We start from the raw sequence: 18,831 nt of genomic DNA, 5'->3' as shown, positions 1-18,831 counted from the left end.
AACGTGGCGCGACCAGCCTGACGAAACGTGATTAAGCATTAAGAATCGATAGACAGGACAATAGAGTGCTGGACGTCAACGCATTTGACAAACTGAGGATCGGCCTGGCCACTGCCGAAGACATCCGTAATTGGAGCCACGGCGAGGTCAAGAAGCCTGAAACCATTAACTACCGTACCCTGAAGCCGGAGAAAGACGGTCTGTTCGGCGAACAGATCTTCGGACCTACCCGTGACTGGGAGTGCGCCTGCGGTAAGTACAAGCGCGTGCGCTTCAAGGGCATCGTCTGCGAACGCTGCGGTGTGGAAGTCACCAAGAGCCGTGTGCGCCGTGAGCGCATGGGCCATATCGAGCTTGCCGCTCCGGTGACCCACATCTGGTTCTTCAAGGGTGTTCCGTCCCGTTTGGGCTACCTGCTGGACATCGCTCCGAAGGATCTGGAAAAGGTCATCTACTTCGCCGCCTACATGGTTACCAGCGTCGATGAGGAACAGCGTCACGAGGATCTTCCGGGTCTGCAGGACGAGTTCGACAACGACATCGCCAATCTGGAGAAGCGTCGCAACGCGGAAATCGAAGAGCGTGCCAAGAAAGTCGAATCCGATCTGGCCGAACTTGAGGCCGAAGGCGAAGCCAAGGGCTCCGCACGCGCCAAGCTGCGCAACAGCGCCGAGCGTGAAATGGCCGCGATCCGCATCCGTTTCGACGAGCAGATTCAGCGTCTGAGCGCCGTGTTCGACCGCTTCAAGAACCTGAAGCCGGGCGACATGGAAGGCGACGTCGACCTGTGGCGCGAAATGGAAGACCGCTACGGCGACTACTTCGAAGGCTGCATGGGCGCCGAAGCCATCAAGAAGCGCTTGCAGGACTTCGATCTTGAGGCCGCTTCCAAGCAGCTGCGTGAGGAAATCGACACCGGCACCGGCCAGCGCAAGGCCCGCGCCCTGAAGCGTCTGAAGGTCGTCAACGCCTTCCTGACCACCGGCAACAAGCCGGAAGCCATGGTGCTCGACGTGATCCCGGTCATTCCGCCGGATCTGCGCCCGATGGTGCAGCTCGACGGTGGCCGTTTCGCCACTTCCGATCTCAACGACCTCTATCGTCGTGTGATCAACCGTAACAACCGTCTGAAGCGACTGATCGAGCTCGGCGCTCCTGAAATCATGCTCAACAACGAAAAGCGCATGCTTCAGGAAGCCGTCGACTCCCTGTTCGACAACGGTCGTCGTGGACGCCCGGTCACCGGCGCTTCGAACCGCCCGCTGAAGTCCCTGAGTGACATGCTCAAGGGCAAGCAGGGTCGTTTCCGTCAGAACCTGCTTGGTAAGCGTGTGGACTACTCCGGCCGTTCCGTGATCGTGGTCGGTCCGTCCCTGCGCATGCACCAGTGCGGTCTGCCGAAGCCGATGGCCCTCGAGCTGTTCAAGCCGTTCGTCATCAAGCGTCTTGTGGACCTCAACTACGCGCAGAACATGAAGAGCGCCAAGCGTCTTGTGGACCGTGGCGATTCCGAAGTGTGGGGTGTGCTCGAAGAGGTCATCGCCGAACATCCGGTGCTTCTGAACCGTGCACCTACGCTGCACCGTCTGGGCATTCAGGCATTCGAGCCGATCCTGGTGGAAGGCAAGGCCATCCACCTGCCGCCGCTTGCCTGCGCCGCATTCAACGCCGACTTCGATGGCGACCAGATGGCAGTCCACCTGCCGCTGTCCGCGGAAGCCCAGGCCGAGGCCCGCTCCCTGATGATGGCTTCCGACAACATTCTGAAGCCGGCAGACGGCCACACCGTGACCATGCCGAGCCAGGACATGATCCTCGGTCTGTACTACCTGACCACCGTCATCGACGGAGCCAAGGGTCAGGGCCGTGTGTTCTCCTCGCTCGAAGAGGCCGAAATGGCGCTCGACAAGCACGAGATCGACATGCAGGCCAAGGTGCTTATCCGCCTTCCGAAAGACTTCGTGCTTCCGAAGGGTTGGGAACCGAGCGAAATCGAAGTCATCGATCCTGAACCGGGCAGCCCGGCGGTGGTGAAGGAAGAGCGCTTCCACGATGGTTCCGTGCTTTTCGCAACCTCCTACGGCCGCATCCTGTTCAACAGCACGCTGCCGGTCGACTACCCGTTCGTGAACGATCAGGCTCCGAAGAAGCGTCTGAGCAAGATCGTCGACGACATCGCAACCCGTTACTCCACTGCACAGGTGGCTGCAACGCTGGACGCTCTGAAGGATATGGGCTTCACCCGCGCACCGTGGTCCGGTGTGTCCTTCGCGTTCTCCGACGTTATCCAGCCGTCCGAGCGCGACGAATTCATCGAGAAGTACGAAGCCGAAGCCGACAAGGTCAACGAGAACTACGAAATCGGTATGCTTACCGAAGAGGAGCGCCGCCAGGAACTCATCGACCTGTGGACCAAGTGCACCAGTGAGGTTTCCGAGGCTGTCGAGAAACACTTCGACTCCAAGAACAATCTGGCTATCATCGTGCAGTCCGGTGCACGAGGAAACATGATGCAGATCAACCAGATCGCAGGTATGCGAGGCCTCGTGGCCAACCCGAAGGGCGAGATCATTCCTCGACCTGTGAAGTCCAACTACCGCGACGGCCTGTCCGTGCTGGAATACTTCATCTCCCAGCACGGCGCGCGTAAGGGTCTGGCCGATACCGCACTGCGTACCGCAGAGTCTGGTTACCTGACCCGTCGTCTGGTGGACGTCTCCCAGGACGTGATCGTGCGCGAAGAGGATTGCGGCACCAAGCGCGGCCTGACGATGAAGGTCGGCGAGCGTGACGCTGAAGGCAACCTGCATCTCGTCAAGGCTGCCGACGGTGGTCCGTACTCCCGTCTGCTCGCAGCTGACGTGATCGATCCAGCCGACGGCGAAACCGTGCTGTACAAGGCCGGCGACGCGCTGTCCATGGACGTGCTCAACGATCTCGTCGCCCATGATGTGGAAGAAGTCAAGGCCCGTTCCGTGCTCACCTGCGATTCCAAGCGCGGTGTGTGCGCCAAGTGCTATGGCTGGTCTCTGGCCACCAACAAGCTGGTGGACGTCGGCGAGGCCGTTGGCATCGTGGCAGCACAGTCCATCGGCGAGCCTGGTACCCAGCTGACACTGCGTTCCTTCCACTCCGGCGGCGTCGCTTCCGCATCCGATATCACCCAGGGTCTCCCTCGTGTTACCGAGCTTTTCGAAGCTCGTACCCCGAAGGGCGAGGCTCCGATCGCGGAGTTCGCAGGCGTGGTCAAGGTGGAAGACACCGAGCGTGGCCGTCAGGTCATGCTGAAGCCGGACGACGAATCCGTCGAACCGATCGTCTACCCGGTGACCCGTCGCGCCCCGATGCTGGTCAAGGACGGCGAGCATGTCGAAGCTGGCACCCAGCTGATCGAAGGCTCCGTCGATCCTAAGAAGATCCTGCGCATCCTCGGCCCTCGTGCCGCCCAAGTGAACATTGTGGAGGAAGTGCACACCGTGTACCGCTCCCAGGGCGTGGATATCCACGACAAGCACATCGAGGTCATCGTGCACCAGATGCTGCGTCGTATCACGGTGATCGATTCCGGCGATACCGACCTGCTTCCGGGTGAACTGGTGGATCAGGCCCGCTTCAAGGCCGCCAATATGAAGGCCGTGAAGGAAGGCGGCAAGCCTGCCGCCGGTCGTCCGGAGCTGATGGGCATCACCAAGGCTTCGCTGGCAACCGATTCCTGGCTGTCCGCGGCTTCCTTCCAGGAGACCACCCGCGTGCTCACCGAAGCCGCCCTGAGCCAGAAGGTCGACGACCTGAAGGGTCTCAAGGAGAACGTCATCATCGGTAAGCTCATTCCGGCCGGTACCGGTCTTGCCCGTTACCGTAACGCCGTGGTCGAGCCCGACAAGGCCATTCGCGACACCATCTACCCGAACTTCGGTTTGGGTGGCGACGAGTCCGATGCTGCCTTCGGCGATGCGGATCTGTCCGAAGTCGACTTCTCCAACATCGATTTCGGCGATCTGAAGCTTGGCGACGACTTCAATCCGGATGACTTCTTGGACGACAATGGTGGTCAGATGGATTTGGGCGACACCCTGTGATCCGAAAGGCGATGATGGAACGACATAACGTCTGAAATCATCCGATAGACATAAAAATGGGGATTGGCTTCAAACAGCTGATCCCCATTTTTAATACGAAAAAACACGATTGTTGCGATTATGATGCCAACAGTCGGCATATTACGAAACTGCCTGTATTGCAGAACGAATATCAACGTCGCAAAATCAAACGTCAAATTACAATGAGGGTATGAGCTTTCTTCCATATCCGCCGCCGCCTGAACCAGGCTGGTACGACGATGACTCTACCGTAATGCCTTCCTTCGCCGATTCTGCAATACCGGGAATGGCGCAATCTCAGCCGATAGAGCAGGTTTCCATGTCGCTGGAACCAATCAATGACGAGTCGGTCAACGACGAACCGGCCAACGATGATGATATCGATTGGGATGGCACGGTGCTGTCTTCGGCATTCACCATGAAGCAGCCGAAGCTGGAATACACGCTTTATAATGATCAGACCGGTCAGGCAGCGATTATCGACATGGGCGTGCTGCTGGGGCGCAAGCCGTCCGTTGAAGTGCCGGAAGGGGCTAAATCCGTGAAATTGGAGGATCCGACGCGCACGATTTCACGCAATCATGCGGCGATCAGCTTCGATCAGGATGGTACGTTGTGGATTGAGGATTACGGATCGCTTAATGGCACGTACATTATTCAAGGCAATGAGGAGACCAAGGTCGAGCACGAGCCGATAAAGTTTGAAGCACCTTGCACGGTTCGTATCGGAGACCAGTTCTTTACGCTCGAGCAGCGTTGATTGAGACGTTCTATTGCGTATCGCCAAGTATGCCGTCAAACCGCAAGGTTTGGAATGATTGAAATGACGGTGTGACAATGAACGATGTCGAGAGTCGAAGAGGGCTGTACGCGTGAGGATGCGCGTACAGCCCTCTTCAACTATTGCGATTCGCTACCTGCCGACTGGCGCTTGTTGACTGGCTATTTGCTACTGGCGCAGGCGGATGGCCGCGTTGACGGCGGAATCATTGAGACTGGCAAGCCAGTCAAGCAGGTCCGGGTAGATGTTCGGATTGCGTGCGAGGAAGGGGTGCAGCTCCGGAGCTTCGCTCGCGATCTGGGCCATCAGCATCTTGTCTTGCGTGGTCATGGCCAATTCCGCGGTAAAACCGCTATTCGACGCGGCCGGTTCCTGCAGCTGCATGGCATACTGGGCGTTGTCCGCGTACGGCTGTGCGTCATATTGCGGCTGGGCCGAAGAATAATCGGCCACTTCCGACAAATCCGCTGGATTGGTGTACGGTTCGACGTATTCCGTCGAAACGTCGTTCGCCATATTCGATGCCGACGCTTCCATGAACGATTCAGGCTGGTGTTGGACGGTTGCCGGCGTCTGGTATTGCATCTGATGCTGCACGTCCGACGATTGCCGCGGCTGCTGATACTGCGCTTGCGTTTGGGATTGCTGTGCCTGTTCCGGAACGGTTTCGGTATTCCTCTGCATAACGCCTTCCTGCGGAACCGGCCACCCCAATGCGACCAGCTGCTGGCGTGCGCGTTCATCGCCGAATTGGGCGACCCAACGTTTCAGACCAGGGTACGCACGCGGATTGGCAACCACATTCGCGCCGAATTCTGGATTTTCGTAAGCGATTTTCGCCAAGAGCACGGGATCTGCGTTCGGATCCTGCACAGCTGCGGCCGCGGTATCGAAATCGACCATCATGGTCTCCTTATCTCGTGATCTGTAAATATTGTATTGAATGCGCTGAGAACAAAGCGGCAATCTAATCATCGACGCTTGCCATTGCGGGAACATGCGCGTTATTGAACGGTTCGCAACGTCTGCAATGTGCCTTCCTGCAAATCGACGATATCCTCATGATCTCCGATTTTGCTGACGTTTCAATCGTTGTCATCCGAAATATTGGTTGCCGTATCCGCTGCGTTATTCGCTGAATCGTTGCTCGCGCCGCGTTTGCCTCGAAAATGGAAAACGTCGGCAAGCGAAAGTTTGGCGCGCCATCTGCGCAATGTCGGCAATGACTTGAGCATGTACTGGCGTTCCTGCTCAATATCGCGCCAATACTGCTGCACATGCTCCTCGTTGACGGTATTACCGGAGAAGGTTGCGTAATCGGCTTGTGTGCTCAAGGCAAGCAACGTTTCACTGGAAATATCCATCTGGCTTGCGATGGAGACCGCCTGTTCGCTGCGCGTGCCTTGAATGTCAAGTCCGCTTTGTCGAGCGAGCGCCGCCACGGATTGCCATCCTGCTGCCACTCGCTGTTGCGTGCTGCCGTGTTTTCTTGACCGTGCCAATGCGATCGCTTTGATGGCGAGCAGGAGGCCGCATACGATGAGCAGCGTCCACAGGGGGCTTCCGTAGATGGCTACTTTTCTTGCGATTCTGCCGAAATGCTGCCAGAAGAGGTTGGTTGACGTTTCGTCAGCCATGCTTCCGCCGATTGAGGACCTGCCTTTGGCTTGGTTATCGTCGCGCAGCGGGTCGGTGAGGGGTACTGGGGGCTGGCGCACCAGATTCTGCGGGTTCGGTGGGGTGAGGTTCTGGTTTTCGTCGGGGACTTTGGTTTCCTTTGGCGTCGGATAGAACGCCACCCAGCCGTAGCCGTCCAGTTTGATTTCCACCCATGCGGTCACGTCGTTGCCGGTGAATTCGATGACGGTGTTTTTCCCTTGTTTTTCGGTGCGGTTTTCGCTGATGTCGCCTTCATCATCTTTTGGTAGGAATCCAAGCACCACTCGGCTTGGAAGTCCCAGGCTGCGTGCCATGAGTGCCATTGCGGAGGCGTATTGTTCGCTGTCTCCGACCATGGCCGTTCCGGCGAGCAGCTGGTCGATACGGTAGTTGCCGTGGCCGGCGGTAGACGGGTAATCGCCGCTCAAGCCGTGCGAGAACCAGCCTGCTTCCTTGAGTTTTTCGGCGATGGCCTGGGCTGCTTCGCCGCCTTTGGATTGGCCGCCGGCGATGGCTGTGGCGAGTTTGTCCACACAATCGGGCACGTCTTCGGCTTTTGGCTGGCTGATGGAGGCTGCATTGGCTTTGACGATCTGTTTGTCGGTGGGAACTGTTGGCATGATGCCGGTTTCCGTGTAGGTGAGGCCTTCGGAGGTGCGTGAAGGGTAGATGGCCGACATGGTGTCGCTGTTGTAATAGAACGAGTCGGCGTTTTCGCTGTTGTCGAAGGTCACGCTCGATGCGGCTCCGGCAATGGGCAGCCAGTAGTCGCTCAGGCCTTTGTTCACGGTGAATGTTGCGGTGAATTTCTTGCCTTCGGCGTTGTTGGTGATGGAGGTGCCGACGCGATGGTAATTGGAGGAGTCCGATGACCTGGCGGAATCGGACAGGTTCCATACGTTGCCGTCGAAACGGTCCATGACCGCTAGCCGCACGCCCGATCCTGCGGGCAGGTTTTGAACGGTGAGGAGCACATCGTCCTTGCTGTTTTTGATGTACGAACGCATGCCGCTCAACGGGCTTGTGTAATCGTACGGGCTGAGCGGCGGATCGTAATGGTCACGCAGAATGGTGCGGTCCTGGCCGACGGCAAGGCATCCTCCGATCGCCAATGCGATGGAAATAACCACGATTACCACGGAACTGATCCAACGTCCCAATTCCAGTAATTTCCAACGTGCACTGATCCAAATCACGAGCACAAGCGCCATTGCGATGCCGACGAATATGCGGTAATAGCCGGAAGATGAGCCAAGCAATGCGCAGATCGCAAGATTGGCGATGACGGGAACGATGGCGATCATGGTGAATCTGCCATCTTCCGTCACTGCGAAAATGCCGGTGAGCAGCGCGAACCACAGGCAGATGGTCCATACTGCAAGCAGACAGCCGTCCGTGGTGCCGGTTGGAGGTTCGACCGACAGGATGAATTTGAAGGAGCCGAGCGTCTGCATCCATCCTTGCGTAAGCGTACGCAGGGTTGGGATGAAGTGTGTGATGGTGGTGTCGTTGAGGAACAGAACCGGGCCGACAACCAGTTGCGCGACGGCCGTGAACAGTATCTGCCACCAGAGGCGGAGCGCGGGAACCGTGCCTGCGAGCGCCACGAGTGATCCGATGATGGTGGCTGGAATGGCGGCGAGGGCCCAGGATGCGGCTGATCCGTAGACGTCGATGAGGTTGCTGGCTGCGGCGAGGGTGAGCAGGGCTGCTACGAGCAAGCTTGCGTATTGCGAGGCGCGTGGTCGGTGTAAGTAGGGAAGGACTTGCGATTTGCCGTCTCGTGACATCCAGATGGCGGAGTGTGTGGAGTCGGCCCATGAGCCTGTTCCGGTGCCTGTTTCCGTGAAGGTGCCGGTGGATGATTCGGTGAAGGTGTTGCCGAATCCGGTGGTGTGGTCGGCGCGGGTTTCGCCGGTATTGGCGTTGATGCTGTGTTTGCTGAATCCTGCGGTGCTCATGCCAGTACCCTCATGATCATTGGAAGATCGTCTAGGTTTCCTACGGTCGCCAGGGTGAAGTCGGCGTATTGTTTGATGGCGCGTGGTTGCCCGATGGCGGTTTGCAGTACCACGCAGGTTGCTGATCGGGGGAGCGCGAGCGCTATGTGTTTGATCTCGTCGATGCTTTTGAGCCTGCCGACGGTGATGTAGTAGAACGATGAGTCGGGGGTGTGGGTGAGGGTGGTTTGTGCGAGGTTCGGATTGTCGTTGATGTCGGGGGTAATGGCGCTGCATCCGTCGAGGAATTCCGTGGAGTTGCATGGCGTGGCGTGTTCGTTTCCCGCATGGGAGGTTACCGGGCGGTTTTGGAGCAGGCATTGCACGCCGATGGATGCGTGGACGGATACCGCCAGTTCGAATTCGTCGGAGCTGAGGTAGTCGTCTGGGTTCACGCTGATGGTCAATGCGGTGTTGGTACGTCGGGTTGCTTCGTATTGGCGGATCATCAGTGCTCCCGTTTTTGCGGAGCTGAGCCAGTGCACGTTGCGCACGTCGTCGCCCGGCTCGTATTCGCGCAGTCCGTAGAAGTCGAGGTCGTCGTCGACGATTTCGCCGCTGGGCTGACCTTCGAAGTCTCGCGGAATTCCGGCGTTGAGTGTGTTCAGCATGACGGTTTGCGGGTGGATGAACACGTTGATTTGGTCGGCGAGTTTCTTTTCGTGCCGTACGAGTCCGAATGGGTCGCCTTTGCGTATGGAAAGCGGTCCGACCGGCAACATCGCGCGGGAGACGGCGGTGAATTCCACGGTTGTTTGGTGTGATTGGCCAGCGGTGAGCATGGGGATGGAGAATCGTTCGTGATTGTCGCCGATGGACAGGTCGCCTCGTGCGGATGTGGTTGGCGTGTGTCCCGGATTGTCGACGCACACGTCGACTTTCACGGTGTCTGACACGGTGACTCGCCTTCTGGACACGTCTATGGTGGCAGTGAACGACGTGTTGCCGAGCGACAGCATGATGGCGGCGACCATCATGCAGACGAATATGATCGCCATGGCCAGCAGTTCATGCCATCCGAGGATCGTGAACGCTATGAGCGAGGCGATGGTGAGTCCGGCCACTGCCCATCCGAGTGGTGACACATATGAGGTGACCAGTCGTTTGATGCGATGCTTGATGCGTCGCAGGGATCGTTGCATGGTTCTCCTGCGTTGCATGGTTTTGGATTGTCGCATACTTGACCTTTCGGGGGTTTGTGAACGTTTCGTGCGGTTGTGCGCTTCTGTCGTGCTGCGCGTGCAGCTGTGTCGGGTATACGTTTCAGACGGTGGCGCCTACGGTCGGTGCAGGTACGTTTTCGAGGATCTGTTCGATCATCTGTTCGGGGGTGTATCCGGCGAACGTGGCCTCTGCGGTGAGCGTGATGCGGTGCGCGAGCACGGCGACCGCCAGCTGCTTCACATCGTCGGGTACCGCATATCCGCGATTGTTGGACGCTGCCCACACGCGGGCGCATCGGGTCAGCGCGAGTGCGCCTCGCATGGACGATCCGACTTGGATGCGTTCGTTGTGGCGCGTCGCTTCCACCAAGCGCACGATGTATTCGAGGATCGCGTCGTCAAGATGAACGGTTTCGCTGATGGCACGCATGCGTAGCACGTCGTTGCCGGTGAGCACCGCATGCACAGTGGATGCACGGTCGGTGACGTTGACCTGCTTGAGAATGCTTACGCTCACGTCATGGCTCGGATAGCCGATGGTTGTTTTGATGAGGAAACGATCCATCTGCGCTTCCGGTAGTTTGTAGGTGCCGAGCTGTTCGATGGGGTTCTGGGTGGCGATGACCATGAAAGGCTGCGGTACCGCGTGGGTTTCGCCGTCGACGGTGACTTTCTGCTCTTCCATGACCTCGAGCAGCGCGGACTGTGTTTTCGGCGAGGCTCGGTTGATTTCGTCGGCAAGCACGATGGATGCGAAAATCGGGCCTTCGCGGTATTCGAATTCGCCGTTTTTTTGGTCGTAGTAGGTTACGCCGACCACGTCGGAAGGCAGTAGATCCGGAGTGAACTGGATGCGCTTGAACGACATGTCGATGGAGTTGGCGAGGCCTCGGGCCAGCTGCGTCTTGCCTGTTCCGGGGTTGTCTTCAAGCAGAATGTGGCCGCCGACAATCATGGCGGTGGCGCATTGGCGGATCGGTTGTTCCTTGCCGACCACGACCTGGGAGACGCTGTCGACCAGTTTGGCGAACTGGTTGTGGAATTCGGTGATGTCGGCCTGTGGTGCGGACATCATGGACGAGGTTGCGGCTGGCTGCGCGGGCTTGGCTTGCGATGTCGTGGCCTGCGGGAATTGGCGTGGTGCCGCTGCCGGAATTGGCTGCGATTGCGGCAACGGTTGTTGCATCTGCACCGGCTGTGCCGGTTGCGCCTTCATGGGGTGCGTTGTTGGAACCGTAGGCATTGCAGGCCTGGAGGGCGTTGCGTTGTATGCGCTGAGCACGGTGTCTTCATCGTCGCCGCTTTGCTTCTGCCGATGCGTCGGCAGGTTTGGAACTTGGAATGCGGGGCGCATCTGCGGATTGCCAGGCTGTTGCGGCTTGTTCATATGGTGCCCGATGGAACCCAGCTGGGTGGCGTCGTCATCGTTTTCGTTGCTCATGGGTGCTCCTTGCTTGCTTCTATTGGTCGTATTGATGATTGGTTGTCGATATTGGATTGTTCGTCGAGATTGCCATACCGGCTAGCGATTGGCGTAATAGGCCAGGCCTCTCACCCACGGCTTGCTTTTTCCATCGATGGTGGAAAGAGCTACGGATGAAGCCGTAGGGGCGTCACTTTGCCCTGATCCCGACTGGTCCGGATTGGAATCAGGCTTAGGATCGGGGGTCGGTTCGTTATAGCGGTCGGAGTCTTTGATCGTTGATCCGTCTGCCTCGTTGTTGAGTGCCGGGTCTGGACCGGTGACTTTAAACTTCCATGTGTAGTCAACCCCCGTTGGTAGCTTTTCGGCGTTCAACTGACTGGTACCTTGGGCCCAAGGGATTTCGTATGTTTTGCCACCTCCGGTGAATACGAAAGAGTAGCTGCCAATTTGATTCCATGTTTTCACCGATCCGCCGGCGACCTTGATGAGATTCGTGTCATTGGCATCCCAGGAAAGGGTCGGCATGGTAGTGATTTCCGCTTTAATTTTGTTGCCGACGGTATTGCTGTTGGCAGTTTCAGGGGTGCTGATATGTGACGTATCAATGAAGTATTGCTGAACATTTACCGTATCGCAGGTGCTCCAGTTACCGGAAAGCGGCCATTCTGCTCTGTTCTCGTGAAGATCAGCATTGTAATAATCCTTGGCCCTTACAACAAAGCCTGTGACGCGCCCTTTTTTGGACCAGGTCGCCACACATGTATTGTTGCTGAGTTCCAGCTTCACATTGGTTGGAGGGTCGACTGCTGTGAAGGGCGAAACGGATGTTTCGCTGCTCGACGAACCACTGCGTTCCGTGACCACGGTAATCGTTGGCTTAATCTCTTTGTAATACCACTCGTTCTTGATGTCGAATTCGACGGAATAGTCCGTGGCATTGGTCTCTACGGATCTGTCTTCGTCTCTGATACTTACCGTAATCGACTGGTATTTCGAGTTACGGGCGTCATTGATCCGCCCGCTCACCACAATCTTGTCGCCATTCTGCACTGCGGAGATGGTTGGTTTGTCAGGCTTACTCCAAGGCGAAACGGCATTGGATACGGCGGATGGCTGACTCCAGTTCATTTTGTTATGCGCCTTGACCGTGGCGGTATAGGATGCGCCATTGGTAATCGCATTGTCGTCGAATTTGAACGTGAAGCTTGTACCTTCAACCTTTTGCGTCGGATTCGCTATATTGGATCCATTTAACGTCACCTCATAGCCGTCGACGGCGGAGAAATTGCCTTCCGGAGCTTTCCATGTGACAACGACGGTGTTCCTGCCGGCTTCGGCCTTCACATCGGTCGGCGCGTCCGGAAGCTTGTCAGGTGTGCCTTCCACGCTGTTCGACTCCTTCGACCAGCCGACCTCATTCTTGGCCTGCACCTTGAACGAGTACGTCTTGCCGTTCTTCAAGCCGGTAATCTGGCAGGAGGTCACGGAACCGCACGATTTCTCGCCGGAACCGTCGCCGTTCCACGTCACCTTGTATTCGCTGATCGGGCTGCCGTTCGAAGAACCGGCCGTCCAACTCAGATTCACCGCGCCATCCTGCGGGTCTCCCGCGATGGGGGAGAGCAGAGGCGCATCCGGCCTGTCCATTACCGAAACGTTGATGGTGCCTGTTATCTCACGTTCCTTCGTATTGGTGGCATCACGCACGTTGACGATCACCTTGTTGGTGCTCGCGCCGATGTCGGAAGCTGCGCTGATCGACACCACACCGTTTGACGGACAGTCCACGGTCAGCTTCGACGCGCCGTCGGACGTACATCCGGTCACGGTCAATGCGGAATCGGGGAACGGATTGTACGCGTCGGCAAGCAGGTTCACTTCCTCGCTGCTTCCCGCCTTGACCTTCACGGTTTTCGCGTTGATGCGTGCCAAAGGCCTGTTGGAGGTCGTCACACGAACCGTGACGCCCGCGTTCACCGTGCCCTTCGAATATTGGATTGAAATGGGCACGCTCACCGTGGTTCCCGGCGACGTGGTTTTGTCGGCGGACACGGTCAGTTTGCCGTTAGAACTCACTTTGGCGCTCACCTGGTCGGAATCAGCGCCACCCGAATACGTGTACTGTTTTTCGTCGTCGTATAGGTCGGACGCCGAATGGGTCAACGCGGTCAGGTCGATGGTGGTGGCGCTCTCGCCGGCGACCACGTCGATGGTGGACGAAGAGAACGTCGGCGCGGGCACGTCGCGCCCGATCACGGTGATCGGCAACGTCAACACTGCCGAATTGATGATTTTCACCTTGTCGTTCTTGTCGCGCTTGCCATCCACCGCGGTGAAAGTGATGGATGCAGGGCCGGAGTAGTCCTTCGGCGCGGTGAACTTCAACGTCTGGTCGTTCCCATACAGGTCGCCGTCCGCGGCTTTCGTGGCGCTTACCGAATCGGCGCCGTCCACATACGCGGTCTTGCCTGCGCCCACACGCACGTAATCGGCGATATTGATGGTGATCGTCTCTCGCGCGTTCACCTTCAAAGCCGGCGCTTTCGGCCGAAGGGCCGGCGGAAACACGCCATATGCGGGCACTTGGATGAACGCCGTGGACGTGATGTCATACGTCGTGTTGATCACGGTGTATGGCACGGCTCGCGCCTCGTCCGTCAATTCCACGGTAATGGTCGTGGACTTGTCTCCGCCTTTGACATGCGCATGGTCGGTGGCCGAATCATCAACGGCCACGTGCAGTTCGTCGGCGCTGCCGGAAGGGTTCGCAATCCATTGCGAAACGTCCACGTCGACCGATTTCTTGTCGATCGTCGCCGAAGAAGGCACACGGTAGTCGTATGCGGTCGGCGGTTCGATGGTGGCGTTGCCATCGACGTTCACCGTCAGCGTTGCTGTGTCGGACAATCCCGCTTTGTCTTTGACCGTATACACCACGTAATAGGTGCCCGTCTGCTGCGGTGTGGTGAAGGCGAGCGCATTATCCACTACGTTCACATTGCTGATGTCTTGCGATTCGACGTCTTTGCTGACGGTCAGGTCGGTGTTGTCTCCGGAAATGTCGTTTTGTGCCACGGGTACGGTTGCTGCAGTGTTGGGGCGCAATGTGATTTCGTCGTCGCGTGCGTACACGCCCGAGTCGGTGCCGGATGTGAACACGCCCACGCGGATTTGCGCTTGGGATCGTTGTCCGGTCCAGTCTTCGACGGCGTATGAGAAGGTGTCGGTTCCTGCGGAATCGGCATATGCCTCGTATACCAGGTAGGTGGCTCCGACTTCGCTGATGCGTCCGAGCGTCGGAGCCTTGTTGCCAAGGCCGAGCAGCTGCACGTCGTCACCATCGGCGTCGATGCCGGTCAAGGTGATTGGGATTTGGACTTTCTGCCCTGCCGCAACCTGTGCTTCAACGTCGGATGGTGTTGGCGCCGCCTTGTTTTCGGCGTCTTTTTGATGCACGTTGATGGTGATTGTGGCAGATGCCGCGTTGCCGAGATTGTCTTTGACCGTGTATGTTACGGGGAAGGATCCGGTTTGGTCGGATGCTTGGTATCGTACGGTGTTGCCTGATACGAATACGAGTCCTTTGAACGTGCTCTTGTCGTATTGCAGGTCGTTTTGCAGGTTTACCGTGGTGCCGTCGGAGTAGGTAACGTGGTCGAGCACGTCGATGGAGACGATGCCGTCGGTGCGTACCTGCGTGGTGATGTTGTCGGCTTTCGGTATGGAGTTGGAGGTGGTCAATGCCGGCGGCTGCAGTACGATCACGCCGGTCGACGTGCCTGCTGCGTTGGCTACACTGTATTTGATTTGCACGGGTTCGGTCGGCACCTGTCGTGCGGTGATGTAGACGCGCTTGTTGCTCACGACGCCGGTTTTGATGCCGCTTGCCGCGTCGGCGGTCACGTTGGTCACGGACAATACGCCGCCCATCGGGTCGACGTCGTTGGCCAGGGGCTCCACGATCGCGGTGTTGTCGGCGCCGAGCAGCGCCACGTCGTTGGCGGCGATGGGTTTGGCGGAGTCTCCGGTCGCAGCCTGTACTTCGATGCGGGCCAGGCCGGTCGTGGGAATGGATCCTTGCGTGATGGTGTAGGGCACGTAGTAGGTGCCGGGGTTGGCCGCGCTGAAGGTGAACGACATGTCGGTGGCGTTCATGGCTGTGGATGCGCCGGATGGGGTTTCCACGGCGGTCAGCTGCGTGGGTTCGGCCGAGGTGCCGTGCACGTATTGTTTGAGCGAGACGGTGGTGCGTGCGTCTGGCGTGGTCTGCTTGACTACCGGATCAATCACCGCGGCCAACGTGTTGGCCGGTTTCACTGAGAAATACACCATGCCGGTGCCGGTCTGCTGTCCGTCGGAAACGGTTACTTCGATGCTGGCTCTGCCGGAAGACATGGATCCCGCGTTGAATACGAGCTGCCCGTCGGCTCGCGTGGAGACGGTCACCTGGTCGGTGTTCTGAGGGGTTGCGGATACGAGCGTGAGCGGATCGCCGTCGGGGTCGGAGAAGCTGCCCAAAGCGTTGGTGGTGTAGGTGGCTCCTTGCTCCACGTCGATTTCCGGTGGCGTATCGGTTTGCTGGGGCGCGTTGTCGTCGTTTCCGACCAAGGTGAGGTTCACGTTGGCGTTGGATGTCTGCCCGCGTCCGTCGGAAATCTCATAGCTGAACGATACCGATCCCTCGGCTGCCGCGGATGCGTCGAGCTGCAGGTATCGTCCGTCATATACGGGTGAGACGCTGATGTTGGCTCCGTCCGGGGCGCTTACCGAGGTGATGCGCAGCACGGAACAGTCGGTCTGCTCGTCGTTGCGAAGCACGTCGAGAATCTGCTGCGATCCCGTTCTCGCGCCGAGCAAATCGTCTTCCGCTTTGATCTGCCCGGATTGTGACGAGCAGGTTTTGCTGAAATTATGCTGGTTGTTGGCACTGTCGTTGTTCTGTTCCTGCTGCTTCGACTGTTTGGTTTCCACCTTGTTCCATTGGATTTTGATGACTTTGGTGGATTCCTGCGGATTCCAGACGTTGCCGTTGACCACGTCGTTGAGTATGACCAGACGATGGTTGGTGCGGAATATCAGTTCCGAAGTGGCGTTGATGTTGGTCAGGGTATCGAATGTCGTGTCCGAACCGTCGGCGGAGCATGCTTTGGCGTAATTGTTGGCTTTCTGTGCCCATGCGGCGAATACGCATCCTCCTGTGGATACCGGCTGGGCGGCCTCGCCTTTGCCGGAATTCGGGGTTTCAGAGGTTTTCTTGGTGCTGAGGTTCACCGTTGCGAGTCCACGTGGTGTCGCCACGGCCACCCATCCGTTCTGTTTGCCGTCCGTGGAAGGGGCTTGCAAGGTCATGTCGCCCTGCAGATTGATGGCTGCGCTTCCCTGCGGCCAGTACACGGTGCTTTTCGCCGCCACGACCGGGGTTGCGTCGATAACGGTGAACGATTCGGCATGCGGTGCGCCTTTGATTGTGTCTGTTTGCTCGTTCGTGCCCTGCGGCCCGTCGAGGCTCAGCACCGCACCATCGGAAGCACGGTATCCGTATACGGTTCCGTCGTGTGTCACCGCGATTTTTCCACCGGATCCCAGCTTCATGTTCGGCTTGTCGGTGGTTGGATTGACGGATTTCACATCGGAAGCGGATCCCACCCACACATTGCCGGTTTTGACATTGATGAACGCTGCGGTGTCGCCTCCGACAATGGTTTCGATATCCGTTTTGATGGCGGTGTTGCCGGTTTCGCTGATGGTGGAAGCCGCGATGCTGCTGGCTTTCGTACCTTCGGAAATCACGGTGCTGCCATTATGTTGGGCCACGTCGAAACGGGAGGCCGCGGATGAGACTCCAGCGTTCACATCCTTGTTTTTCGCATTGAATCGTGCGGCCTTGCGGTCCTTCAGCGAAGTGATCCACACGGTGCCGTCGTCAAGTTGCACATGCCGTTGCGTCACCGAACGGACGATGAACGCGCCTGCGATGATGCCCAGCAGCAGAAGCAGCATGATGATCGGTGTGATCCACCGTCTGCTTCCCGACGGCAACAGCAGTTTGCGCATCATCGATCCGAAGCGCAATTGACGTTCATGCGATTGTGCCGACTGATTGGCTGCGTTCTTGCGTTTGCCCATTTCCGGTTCTTCCCTGAATGTTCCGATTGTCGTTGTGTTCGTTCCCGACGTCGCCTGCGATTGAATAATGCCGTCGGCCGACCCTGTTGCGAAATGCTGCGATGCTTATGGTTTAGCTGCGCACGCGATCGTAGGATTCTGCGACATCTGACGGTCGGTCCGGATGAGGCTCACCTGAATGCAGGTCTGCGAGCCGTCGGCGGGTTCGATGCTGATATGAGTGTCGGTGGTGGTGGTTCCCTGGGCGTTCGAATCGATGCCGGCATCGCCGACCAGTGACCACACGTACGAATCCCCATCCTGAGGGTCGGGGTTCACCCAAGTGAACTGCACGCTGCTGCCATCGGCGGAATATGACCCGGTCATATTCTCGACACTGGGCACACTGCCGGTGGTGATGGCCGAATCCGGTGAATCGTTCTCCTGATCGCGTGTTCCTGGATTCTTGATCTGCACGCTGCTGTTGTCGGAAGCGGAATCCATATTCGGCATGATCACATACGTGAACACCAGCGCGACGGCTGCAATCGCGACGACCACCGAAACAATGATCGCAAGAGGCTTGGCCCAAGTGCTGCGCTGCTTTGGGGCAGTCGGCGAAACCTGAACGTTCGCCTGCGACTGTGCGTACAGGTTCTGCGGGAACGGCGGCTCACCCTCAACCGTGGTCGGCGTGGCATGGCCATACAATTCCTGCTGCGCACGCTGCATATCACGTGCGAAATCGTATGCGGAATAATATCGGTCCTCCGGAGTTTTATTCAACGCCTTGCGCAGGATCCGCTCCACTTGCTGGGGAATATCCGGCCTGTTGAGCTTGGGCAGCGGATTGGTGAGAATGATGTTTCGCAGCAGAGCGCCGCGATTTTTGCCTCGGGTTGCGCCAAGAGCTGCGGAATAGCCGTATTCGTACGGCGACTGGCCCGTCAGCATGGCGAACAGCGTCGCCCCCAGAGAATAGATGTCAGAGGATTCGTTGCCTCCGCCGTTCTTCGCAAGCACTTCCGGCGGAGCCCACGCGATGGTGTAGCCGATGCCGGGGCGCCCGTAAATCGTTCCCGCGATGCCGAAATCGGAAAGCATGGGCATGCCATGCGCGTTGATAAGAATATTGCTGGGCTTGATGTCGCGGTGGATGATGCCTTCGCGGTGCGCCGTGAAAAGGGCGCTTGCCAGATTGATGCCGACGGTGAGCATCTGGTCTGCGCTGAGACGGTTGGATTCCAGGAAGGTCTTGTAATTGCCTCCCGGAGCGTATTCGAACACGGTATAGCCGTTGCCTGTGGTGGTGACTCCGCTTTCATACATCGAAAGAATGTAAGGGTGTGATGAGATCTTGCCCATGAAGTTCGCTTCGGAACGGAATCTTGCCGCCGCGCGCAGGTCGAGCGTTCCCCTGCTGACTTTGATGGCCACCTGACGGCTGGGGGAAAGCTGCTGGTACAAGTACACATTCGCTTCGGAACCTGAACCCAACTTCTGGGCGAATGCGTACCCAGGGATTTGAGGGGGAGTGCCGTCCATGGCTTCCATATGCTCTCTTTCCTCGTAGTGCGTATGTTTTCAGCCGCTCTCT

8 protein-coding genes are annotated in these 18,831 nt (G+C 57.9%); 2 read left to right on the top strand and 6 right to left on the bottom strand.

Annotated elements, in window-relative coordinates; all coding sequences use genetic code 11:
• The first annotated feature begins 65 nt into the window (after window positions 1-65).
• Together CE168_RS06775 and CE168_RS06770 are read left to right on the top strand one after the other, a co-directional pair.
• Window positions 66-4,079, top strand: coding sequence for a DNA-directed RNA polymerase subunit beta' (locus CE168_RS06775; protein ID WP_099571704.1), 4,014 nt, complete (start codon window positions 66-68; stop codon window positions 4,077-4,079).
• Between the two features lie 211 nt (window positions 4,080-4,290).
• Window positions 4,291-4,860 (top strand): FHA domain-containing protein, encoded by a 570-nt coding sequence (locus CE168_RS06770; protein WP_099571703.1) that lies wholly within the window; start codon window positions 4,291-4,293, stop codon window positions 4,858-4,860.
• 189 nt (window positions 4,861-5,049) lie between these two features.
• Here the strand turns inward: CE168_RS06770 and CE168_RS06765 are convergent, their stop codons facing one another.
• From CE168_RS06765 to CE168_RS06740, 6 genes are all read right to left on the bottom strand, one after another.
• Window positions 5,050-5,784, bottom strand: coding sequence for a variant leucine-rich repeat-containing protein (locus CE168_RS06765; RefSeq protein ID WP_442861946.1), 735 nt, complete (start codon window positions 5,782-5,784; stop codon window positions 5,050-5,052).
• A gap of 182 nt (window positions 5,785-5,966) precedes the next feature.
• Window positions 5,967-8,501, bottom strand: a complete 2,535-nt coding sequence (locus CE168_RS06760; protein WP_099571701.1) for a DUF3488 and transglutaminase-like domain-containing protein — start codon at window positions 8,499-8,501, stop codon at window positions 5,967-5,969.
• Window positions 8,498-9,718, bottom strand: coding sequence for a DUF58 domain-containing protein (locus tag CE168_RS06755; RefSeq protein ID WP_099571700.1), 1,221 nt, complete (start codon window positions 9,716-9,718; stop codon window positions 8,498-8,500). The genes CE168_RS06760 and CE168_RS06755 overlap by 4 nt, the downstream gene beginning before the upstream one ends.
• Window positions 9,719-9,803: 85 nt before the next feature.
• Window positions 9,804-11,144 (bottom strand): AAA family ATPase, encoded by a 1,341-nt coding sequence (locus CE168_RS06750; RefSeq protein WP_099571699.1) that lies wholly within the window; start codon window positions 11,142-11,144, stop codon window positions 9,804-9,806.
• A gap of 81 nt (window positions 11,145-11,225) precedes the next feature.
• The gene (locus CE168_RS06745) at window positions 11,226-17,255 is read right to left on the bottom strand and encodes an Ig-like domain-containing protein (RefSeq protein ID WP_099571698.1); all 6,030 of its coding nucleotides are present in this window, start codon (window positions 17,253-17,255) and stop codon (window positions 11,226-11,228) included.
• A gap of 105 nt (window positions 17,256-17,360) precedes the next feature.
• Window positions 17,361-18,788 carry a serine/threonine-protein kinase gene (locus CE168_RS06740; RefSeq protein ID WP_099571697.1) on the bottom strand — a complete coding sequence of 476 codons (1,428 nt, stop codon included), beginning with the start codon at window positions 18,786-18,788 and terminating at the stop codon, window positions 17,361-17,363.
• Between the last annotated feature and the right edge of the window lie 43 nt (window positions 18,789-18,831).

Source organism: Bifidobacterium sp. N5G01, from assembly GCF_002742425.1.
Lineage (GTDB): Bacteria > Actinomycetota > Actinomycetes > Actinomycetales > Bifidobacteriaceae > Bifidobacterium > Bifidobacterium hominis.
Note: the sequence above shows the minus strand (reverse complement) of the source record. Positions and strands in the feature narration are given on the sequence as shown.

Bases quoted from the DNA above. Each gene is read 5' to 3' on its own strand.
- CE168_RS06770 (WP_099571703.1), top strand. From the start codon at position 4,291: ATGAGCTTTCTTCCATATCCGCCGCCGCCTGAACCAGGCTGGTACGAC.
- CE168_RS06765 (WP_442861946.1), bottom strand. From the start codon at position 5,784: ATGGTCGATTTCGATACCGCGGCCGCAGCTGTGCAGGATCCGAACGCA.
- CE168_RS06760 (WP_099571701.1), bottom strand. From the start codon at position 8,501: ATGAGCACCGCAGGATTCAGCAAACACAGCATCAACGCCAATACCGGC.
- CE168_RS06755 (WP_099571700.1), bottom strand. From the start codon at position 9,718: ATGCGACAATCCAAAACCATGCAACGCAGGAGAACCATGCAACGATCC.
- CE168_RS06750 (WP_099571699.1), bottom strand. From the start codon at position 11,144: ATGAGCAACGAAAACGATGACGACGCCACCCAGCTGGGTTCCATCGGG.
- CE168_RS06745 (WP_099571698.1), bottom strand. From the start codon at position 17,255: ATGGGCAAACGCAAGAACGCAGCCAATCAGTCGGCACAATCGCATGAA.
- CE168_RS06740 (WP_099571697.1), bottom strand. From the start codon at position 18,788: ATGGAAGCCATGGACGGCACTCCCCCTCAAATCCCTGGGTACGCATTC.